The 8,642-nt window shown below is 51.8% G+C and carries 6 protein-coding genes; all 6 read right to left on the bottom strand.

Features of this window, described 5'->3' with window-relative positions:
* Positions 1-23 precede the first annotated feature (23 nt).
* Entirely contained in the window at positions 24-281 is a 258-nt protein-coding gene (locus RSC70_RS20620; RefSeq protein WP_008814626.1) for a DUF3343 domain-containing protein, read from the bottom strand.
* Positions 271-1,059 carry an acyl-CoA dehydratase activase gene (locus RSC70_RS20615; RefSeq protein WP_175320363.1) on the bottom strand — a complete coding sequence of 263 codons (789 nt, stop codon included), beginning with the start codon at positions 1,057-1,059 and terminating at the stop codon, positions 271-273. Before RSC70_RS20615 ends, RSC70_RS20620 begins: the two co-directional genes overlap by 11 nt.
* Positions 1,060-1,068: 9 nt before the next feature.
* On the bottom strand, positions 1,069-2,220 hold the full coding sequence (locus RSC70_RS20610; RefSeq protein ID WP_064572845.1) for a double-cubane-cluster-containing anaerobic reductase: 1,152 nt from the start codon (positions 2,218-2,220) through the stop codon (positions 1,069-1,071).
* A 156-nt stretch (positions 2,221-2,376) separates the two neighbouring features.
* Positions 2,377-3,123 carry a bifunctional tRNA pseudouridine(32) synthase/23S rRNA pseudouridine(746) synthase RluA gene (gene rluA, locus RSC70_RS20605; RefSeq protein ID WP_008814623.1) on the bottom strand — a complete coding sequence of 249 codons (747 nt, stop codon included), beginning with the start codon at positions 3,121-3,123 and terminating at the stop codon, positions 2,377-2,379.
* The gene (gene rapA, locus RSC70_RS20600) at positions 3,123-6,029 is read right to left on the bottom strand and encodes an RNA polymerase-associated protein RapA (protein WP_008814622.1); all 2,907 of its coding nucleotides are present in this window, start codon (positions 6,027-6,029) and stop codon (positions 3,123-3,125) included. The genes rluA and rapA overlap by 1 nt, the downstream gene beginning before the upstream one ends.
* A gap of 230 nt (positions 6,030-6,259) precedes the next feature.
* Positions 6,260-8,614 carry a DNA polymerase II gene (locus tag RSC70_RS20595; protein WP_039185749.1) on the bottom strand — a complete coding sequence of 785 codons (2,355 nt, stop codon included), beginning with the start codon at positions 8,612-8,614 and terminating at the stop codon, positions 6,260-6,262.
* Positions 8,615-8,642 lie beyond the last annotated feature (28 nt).

Here is an 8,642-nt window from a genome sequence, read left to right as displayed (position 1 = left end):
CGCATTCGCGGGCTTTTTTACGTTCATTGACCGAAAGACGGCGGCGAGACGGGGACATATCTCCCTTCGGCGCAACGAAAAATAGCGGAGGTTTCTCCGTCTACCCACCATTGTGCTAATTCTGTCGCCGTGCAGCTCAGCCGAATACTCAACCCGCAGCCGCTACTGAGCTGGCGTGGAATATCCGCGACTTTGAATTCTCGATTCTGAGCCTGAAGCCGTTTTTTTAAGCGAACCACGCCTAGCGTGCTGTGGAATAAAAACAGAAATTCATCCTGCATGACTCCTCCTCTTTTTCTGGCGGCACCCCATTAGCGCCGCGCCTATCGCTCCCGCAAATTGAGCGTCGGAGTGCGTCGCCACTGGCGTATTGAGCGTATCGCTCAGATGCTGACGAAATGCGTTACAGCGGCTAACGCCACCGGTAAACAGCACCTGTGGATGTACGCCTAATCGCCCGATAAAGTTGGCGCTGCGGCGCGCCATAGAGTAAACGATGCCCGATAGAATGGACTCAGGTGCGACACCCGCCGAACGTAGGCTGATGACTTCAGACTCGGCAAACACGGTACACATACTGGAGATGGCATGCGGAGCAACGCCTGTGACTAATTCGTCAAGCTGGTTAATTTGTGCGCCAAGGGTGTGTGATATGACTTCCAGAAAACGGCCTGTCCCAGCCGCACATTTGTCATTCATCAGAAAGTCGGTCAGTTTTCCCTCCTCATCCAGATGAATGACCTTACTGTCTTGCCCGCCGATATCAATGATGGTGCGCGCTTCGGAGCACAGAAACCGAGCACCGACGCCGTGGCAGGTGATTTCAGTGACTTGCTTATCGGCAAAATCTATCAAGCCACGCCCATAGCCAGTGAGAGTAAGATGCGGGCGCTCGGTGAGGCCTTCACACAGTTGTGACCATGCTTGCTCAATAGCCTCCTGTGGACGAAATGAAGTCGGAGCGAGAAAACGGCGCAGAATCTGTCCTCCGTTTGCACCATTCAATAAGATCCCTTTGGTCGCCGTTGAGCCTGAATCAATACCAATACTTAAACTCACATGCGCTCCTTACAGCATTTCGATAAACGCACTTACGCGAGTATTGAGCTGGCCTATATCTGAATTGGAGTAATCCGTTTCTATCGCCATATAAGGAACATCATGCTGTTGGCGAACATGGCGCTTAATGGCTAAAGATTCCACGGCGTAGGTATGACAGGCCTGAAGGATCACGTCGATGACGCCATCTACCTGATATTCTTCAATCATTTGGCTAAGCAGGGTTAAACGCTGGGTATTCGGAGAGATACAGGAGCAGCCAATGGCGAGATATTTATCGGTTAACGCATCGTAGACATCGCCTTCTTCACTTACCTGCATTTCGGTAGCTTTAGCACCGGTACAGTTTTCATATCCAACGACCCAACCGCCGTTTTCTTCAATTGCTCGTACCACTTTTTCTGCCGCCCCGCCAATCGGGCAGCCGGTGATCAGTATGCGTGGGCGATCTTCTAACCGCTTGCCTTGTTGGTATTCGCTGCGTACTTTTTCGCTTAATGCATTGAGCTCATCTATCAGGGTATTTTTATCGAATTTGAACGTTGCGCCATATACCACCTTGAGAATTTCGCTACCGGAGAGCGCGGGCGGATTAAGCTGTCCTAGACGGTAGAACGACGACAAGGCGGCCCGTTCGCGGTTTTTTAGCGTAATTGCTGCACGTAAGTCTTGTTCGCTGATGGTGCAGTTGAATTGTTGTTCCAAGGCTGACTGCAAGCGCAAAATTTCGCTGCGCCACAGCGCGCGCGAGGCGGCGTCATCGGCGCTATTAGGGAGTTGCATCACATGTACAGGCTTAAATTCCGCCATGTATTCGTACATTTTTTTCTTGCCGTCGCAGGTCGTCTCTCCCACCACTAAATCAGAAAAGTAGAAATACGGGCATTTATCCGTTTTGCCAAATCCGTAGCTACTTTTGATTAACGGACACAGGTTACGTGGCAGATCTTTCTCGGCTTCTTCAATCGTTTCATCGCTGGTGGAACAAAGCGAAACCACAACCGCACCGGCAGCCAGCGCGATCTCCTGTGGCATAAAGGTACAGTAGGTGCCAACCAGCGGGATATTCTGTTCTTTAAGTTCTAATACGGTAAGAAAGCCCTGACGGCGGGCATCGGAAAAATGATCGAAAATGGCGGGCAGTTCATTGATAAGAGACATGGCTATTCCTTCCCCGGACCCGGGCGAATGATTAGTAGATAGAAAACCCACAGCAAAAAAGTGCGGTAGGAAAATCGAATGACCGCGAAGGACTATAACCCTAACAAGATGATGGGTATAGGAGGTGGCTCACAGAGCCACCGGATGAGGAGGGGATTAAAAATCAGGCTCGCAGCGGAAATGCATCGGTGTGCCAAACTCTGGGTGCGTGATCTGTAATTCTTGTGCGTGAAGCTGTAACCGTGAAGCCATCGCTTTAGCTTCTGGGTGAGCGTAGAACTTATCGCCCAGAATGGGGTGGCCTAACGCCAGCATATGCACTCGCAGCTGATGTGAACGTCCCGTGATGGGCGTAAGCTTGACGCGGGTCGAACCATCAGCATCACGACTGAGTACCTGATACTGAGTTTGCGCCGACTTACCATGCTCAAAACACACTTTCTGCTTAGGGCGGTTCGGCCAATCACAAATCAAAGGCAAATCAATCAGACCTTCATCGTGCTCCATATGTCCCCAAACACGCGCGATATAGCTCTTCTTCGGCTCGCGTTCGCGAAATTGGCGCTTGAGCTCACGTTCAGCGGCTTTCGTCAGCGCCACGGCAATAACGCCGCTGGTCGCCATATCTAAACGATGCACTGACTCGGCGATAGGAAAATCGACCTGAACGCGCGTCATCACGCTGTCTTTATGTTCCTCTGCTTTACCGGGAACGGACAGTAACCCGCTGGGTTTGTTGACCACGATGATGTGGTCATCTTGATACAACACGTGCAGCCAAGGTTCGAGCGCGGGGAAGTATTCCCCCAACTTTATCGCCGGTAGCGCCAGATCACCGCCACTGGCGACGGAGTTAATAAGGGTGTTATGCAAAACACCCTTATGGTTCTCAGAAGAAGCCATTATTGATGTGACACCACGATGAGGCGAATCGCATCCAGACGCCAGCCTGCCTGATCCAGATTCTCAAGGACCTGACGACGGTTGAACTCCAGCGTTTCCAGCTCGTCATCACGAATATTCGGGTTAACGGCTTTCAAGGATTCCAAACGCGCTAACTCGGCGCTCAGTTTTTCATCTGCTTCGCGCTTCGCTTCGTTGATCAACGCAGTCGCTTGTTCACCAATCAATGCTTCACCTGCCTGTAGCATAGCGTGCACGTTCGGCTGAACGGCATTGACCAGCTTGCTGGAGGTATGGCGGTTGATCGAGTTCAGCTGACGGTTAAAGCTCTCAAACTCGACCTGAGCCGCCAGATTAGTACCTTTGGCATCGAGCAGCATACGCACCGGCGTTGGTGGCAGGAAGCGGGTCAGTTGCAGATGCTTCGGTGCCTGAGCTTCGACCACATAAATAGCTTCCAGCAGCAGTGTTCCAACGGGCAGCGCTTTGTTCTTCAGCAAGGATACGGCGCAGCTACCGGTATCGCCGGAGAGGATTAAATCCAAGCCGTTACGAATAATCGGATGCTCCCAGCTAATAAACTGAGCGTCTTCACGCGACAGAGCCTGTTCGCGGTCAAAAGTCACGGTACAACCATCCTGCGGCAGACCAGGGAAATCAGGTACCAGCATATGTTCTGACGGCGTGAGGATGATCATGTTGTCGCTCTGATCGTCCTGATTGATACCAACAATGTCGAACAGGTTCAGCGCAAAGTTAACCAAACCGACATCGTTATCTTGGTCGGCAATGGCTTCTGCCAGTTCTTGAGCCGCGTCACCGCCGTTAGAATGCATTTCTAGCAGACGATCGCGCCCTTGCTCCAACTGCGCTTTCAACGCATCGTGCTGAGTACGACACGCTTTGATGAAGTCATCAAAGCCTTCCAACTGAGAAGGCGCCGCTAAATAGCCCAACAGCGTTTGATAGCTGCTGTCATAGATGGTGCGACCGGTTGGGCAGGTGTGCTCAAAGGCATCTAGACCTTCGTGATACCAACGAACCAAGACTGACTGCGCGGTGTTTTCCAGGCAAGGAACAAAAATTTTGATGTCGTGGTTCTGGCCAATGCGGTCCAGACGACCGATACGCTGTTCCAGCAAATCAGGGTTAAACGGCAGATCGAACATCACCAAATGGTGAGCAAACTGGAAGTTACGTCCTTCGGAACCAATTTCAGAACACAGCAGCACCTGTGCGCCTTCTTCCTGTGATGCAAAGTAGGCCGCTGCACGGTCACGTTCGATGATGGTCATGCCTTCATGGAATACGGCGGCACGGATCGCTTCACGCTCACGCAGTACCTGTTCCAAATTGACCGCTGAAGCCGCCTGAGCACAAATCACCAACACTTTTTCATCGCGGTGTGAGGTCAGGAAGTTCATCAGCCACTCAACGCGTGGATCGAAGTTCCACCAGGTTGCGTTTTCGCCCTCAAATTCCTGATAAATACGCTCTGGGTACAGCATATCGTTCGCGCGGGCTTCAACCGTTTTCTTGCTGCCCATAATGCCGGACACTTTAATCGCGGTTTGATACTGAGAAGGCAACGGCAGGGTGATTTGGTGCAGCTCACGCTGTGGGAAACCTTTCACGCCCTGACGGGTATTACGGAATAACACGCGGCTAGTGCCATGGCGATCCATCAGCATTTTGACCAGCTCGTTGCGCGCATCTACGCTGCCGGTGCCGCCTGCGTTAGCCGCTTTCAGTAACGGTTCAATATCTTGCTCGGCGATCATTTCGCTCAGCATATTGAGCTCTTCGTTGGTCAAATGACCATCGTTGAGCAGCAGGGTGACAGCGTCAGCCACCGGACGATATTTCTGCTGCTCGCTGACGAATTCCTGATAGTCATGGAAGCGGTTTGGATCGAGCAGACGCAGACGTGCGAAGTGGCTCTCTTGGCCTAATTGCTCAGGAGTTGCTGTCAGTAGCAGTACGCCCGGAATGTGCTCGGCAAGCTGTTCAATCACCTGATATTCGCGGCTAGGAGCATTTTCGCTCCAGGCCAGATGATGCGCTTCGTCAACGACGAGCAGATCCCAAGAGGCATCGGCCATCTGCTCTAAACGCTGACGGTTGCGACGCACGAAGTCTAGGGAGCAAATCACCATCTGTTCGGTTTCAAACGGGTTGGTGGCATCCAGCATGGCTTCTGAATAACGTGCATCGTCAAACAGCGAGAAACGCAGGTTAAAGCGGCGCAGCATTTCGACCAGCCACTGGTGCTGTAGAGTTTCAGGCACCACGATCAGGATGCGTTCTGCGCGACCGGCTAGCAGTTGCTGATGAATAATCATCCCTGCTTCGATGGTCTTACCCAAGCCCACTTCATCGGCTAATAAAACACGCGGCGCGTGACGCTGGCCGACTTCATACGCAATGTGCAACTGATGAGGGATCAGGCTGGCGCGCATGCCGCGCAGACCGCTCCACGGCAGGCGGAACTGCTCGCTTTGATATTTACGCGCACGAAAACGCAGAGCAAAGCGATCCATACGGTCGATTTGTCCGGCAAACAGGCGGTCTTGAGGTTTGCTGAAGGTCAACTTGCTATCGAGTAATACTTCGCGCATCACGACGTTAGCTTCTTCAGTATCCAATCGGGTGCCGATATAGATCAGCAGACCATTTTCCTCTTTGACTTCATCTATCTTCAACTGCCAACCGTCATGGCTGGTGATAGTGTCACCCGGGTTAAACATAACGCGAGTAATTGGGGAGTCATTACGTGAGTAAAGGCGGTTTTCACCGGTCGCAGGGAAAAGCAATGTCACCATGCGCGCATCCAATGCGACCACAGTTCCTAATCCTAATTCGCTTTCCGTATCGCTGATCCAGCGTTGACCTAAGGTAAATGGCATAGATTATCGACTCAACTTTTTATGTATTGAACACTGATGATTGAACAACTACTGCGTAGGCAGCAGGCGCTGCCGTGGGTAAGTGATTTTCACTTGGCCTACATTAATTAGCGATAGCAGGCCGCTTCGTTGCTTTGAATAAGCAATGAAGTCAATATTTGAAATGAGGGAAGGCCGCTATGTTAATGGATGACAGCGCTTTCGTCACCCCCAAAAAAGATTTGTCTGAATTAAAACAGTCCAAGCTGACCAGCAACCAGCGTAGAAAAGTCATCCTGCATGAAGGGTAAAATAGCATCGGCGACCGGCTGAAGCTGGCGCGAGAGGTAATGATCGTAGTCAATGGGCGCACGTTGGCACTCTAACGGCTCCGGCCCTGCGGTGGTGATGACATAGCTAATCCAGCCGCCGTTTTGATACTGCAACGGACGATTGAGCTCGCGGTTATATTCATCGGCAATTTTCGCCGCGCGCGCATGAGGTGGGACGTTACGCTGGTAATCGCTCAGCTTTCGTCTTAGGCGTTTACGATAAACCAGTCTGTCATCGAATTCAGCGTTCATCAGACGAGCCGCATAATCACGAATAAACTCCTGATACGGCTGTTTGAGGAAAATACGTTGATACAGTTCTTGCTGAAATTGCTGTGCCAAAGGCGTCCAGTCACTGCGCACGGTTTCCATTCCTTTGTACACCATTTCATCGCCTTTAAGCCCTGCATAGCGTTTTTTACTGCCCAGTTCGGCACCGCGAATGGTTGGCATTAAGAAGCGGCGATAGTGACATTCATATTCTAATTCTAATGCACTTTCTAAACCGTATTCGGTGCGAAGATGCTCTTTCCACCACTGGTTTACGACGGTAATGAGATGTTGTCCAATGGCGGCGGCTTGCTGTTCGTCGTGCGCCCGATTAAGCCACACAAAGGTCGAGTCGGTATCTCCGTAAATCACGGGATAGCCTTCAGCCTCGATCAACTCTCGGGTGCGGCGCATAATTTCGTGTCCGCGCATGGTGATCGATGATGCCAAACGCGGATCGAAGAAGCGGCAACCGCTTGAGCCAAGCACACCATAAAAGGCGTTCATGATGATCTTTAACGCCTGTGAGAGCGGCGCATTCTTCTCTCGTTTGGCGGCTTCGCGCCCCTGCCAGATTTGGCTAACGATGTCTGGTAAACAGTGCTGTGCACGGGCAAAGCGCGCACCGCGAAAACCGGAGATAGAGTGCGCGTCGTCTGGTTGTCGCAAACCTTCAATTAAGCCGACGGGGTCGATAAGAAACGTACGGATAATCGAGGGATACAGGCTTTTATAGTCCAACACCAACACGGAGTCATACAAACCGGGGCGAGAATCCATCACAAAGCCGCCGGGGCTCGCCTCTTCTGGCAAATCACCCTGATTAGGCGCGACAAATCCGACGCGATGCATACGTGGCAGATAGAGATGGGTAAATGCGGCGACGGAGCCACCGTTACGGTCAGCATTCAGGCCAGTGACCGTCGCACGCTCAAGCAAAAACGTCATCAAATGCGTATGGTCAAAAATGCGGGTCACTAGCTCACAGTCTTTCAGGTTGTAATGAGCCAGCGCTGGCTTATCTTCGCGAAAGCGTCGGTCGATCTCCGACATCCGACTGTAAGGATCGTCCATGGCTTTACCCTCGCCCAACAGCGTTTGTGAAACGTTTTCTAAGCTGAACGAAGGGAAATTCCAAAATGCGCTTTTGAGCGCCTCAATGCCGTCAATAATCAACCGGCCGGTGGCAGAGGCAAAAAAATGCCCTTGCTTAAAACCGTGTTCTCGCCATTCTAAAACGTCGCCACCGCGTCCTAAACGCAGCGGTATCGCGTAGCGTTCGGCGTGTTTTTGCAATACGCGTAGGTCAAATTGGATCAGGTTCCAGCCGATGATCGCATCAGGATCGTGCTGCGCTATCCACTGATTTAACGCTTCTAATAGCTGAGGACGACTGTTGACATAGATCAGTTCGAAATCTAACTGACTGGCATCACCGTTTTCTGGCCCCAACATATACACCACGCGCTGGCCACAGCCATGAAGCCCGATGGAATAGAGTTCACCGTGCATGGTGGTTTCGATATCCAACGAGACTAGCTTAAGCGTGGGGCGATAGGAGGGGTTCGGTTTCAATTGGGTATTACGCCAAACGCCTTGAGTATCCTGATGGCCAGAAAACCACACCGGAGCACAGATGAAACGCTCCATCAGATAGCGATCCGGTGGGCGAATATCGGCCTCATACAGCGTGATTCCATGTTCCTTGAATGTCTTTTCAAGGTTCATCAGTTGGCGATAGCTGTGACAATAGACGCCGACCACGGGACGATGATGAAAATCCTTCATCGGCAATGGTTTGATTTCCACATGACGTTCGCTATGCAGCAGTTTTTCAGCTTGTGGAAGCTGCTCCGCGGGCAAAAAGGCCACTGCTTTCTGCGGCGGTAGAATAACTTTTTGTGGTCCATTATCGGTTGCCAGCCACAGCTCCACCGACACGCCGGCCGGTGTATCCCGCCAATGACGGGTGAGGACGAAGCCTTGCTGTGGGGATTGGGTCATCGTGGTGCTTTTGGCCGATAAAGGGAAA

It is taken from the genome of Hafnia sp. (genome assembly GCF_036648275.1).
Taxonomy (GTDB): domain Bacteria; phylum Pseudomonadota; class Gammaproteobacteria; order Enterobacterales; family Enterobacteriaceae; genus Hafnia; species Hafnia alvei.
The sequence above is the reverse complement of the archived record's forward strand: the minus strand, read 5'-3'. Positions and strand labels throughout refer to the sequence as shown.

What these genes read in the sequence shown, in the direction of transcription:
- RSC70_RS20620 (WP_008814626.1), bottom strand. Translation starts at nt 281, where the DNA reads ATGCAGGATGAATTTCTGTTTTTATTCCACAGCACGCTAGGCGTGGTT.
- RSC70_RS20595 (WP_039185749.1), bottom strand. Translation starts at nt 8,614, where the DNA reads ATGACCCAATCCCCACAGCAAGGCTTCGTCCTCACCCGTCATTGGCGG.
- RSC70_RS20610 (WP_064572845.1), bottom strand. Translation starts at nt 2,220, where the DNA reads ATGTCTCTTATCAATGAACTGCCCGCCATTTTCGATCATTTTTCCGAT.
- rapA (WP_008814622.1), bottom strand. Translation starts at nt 6,029, where the DNA reads ATGCCATTTACCTTAGGTCAACGCTGGATCAGCGATACGGAAAGCGAA.
- rluA (WP_008814623.1), bottom strand. Translation starts at nt 3,123, where the DNA reads ATGGCTTCTTCTGAGAACCATAAGGGTGTTTTGCATAACACCCTTATT.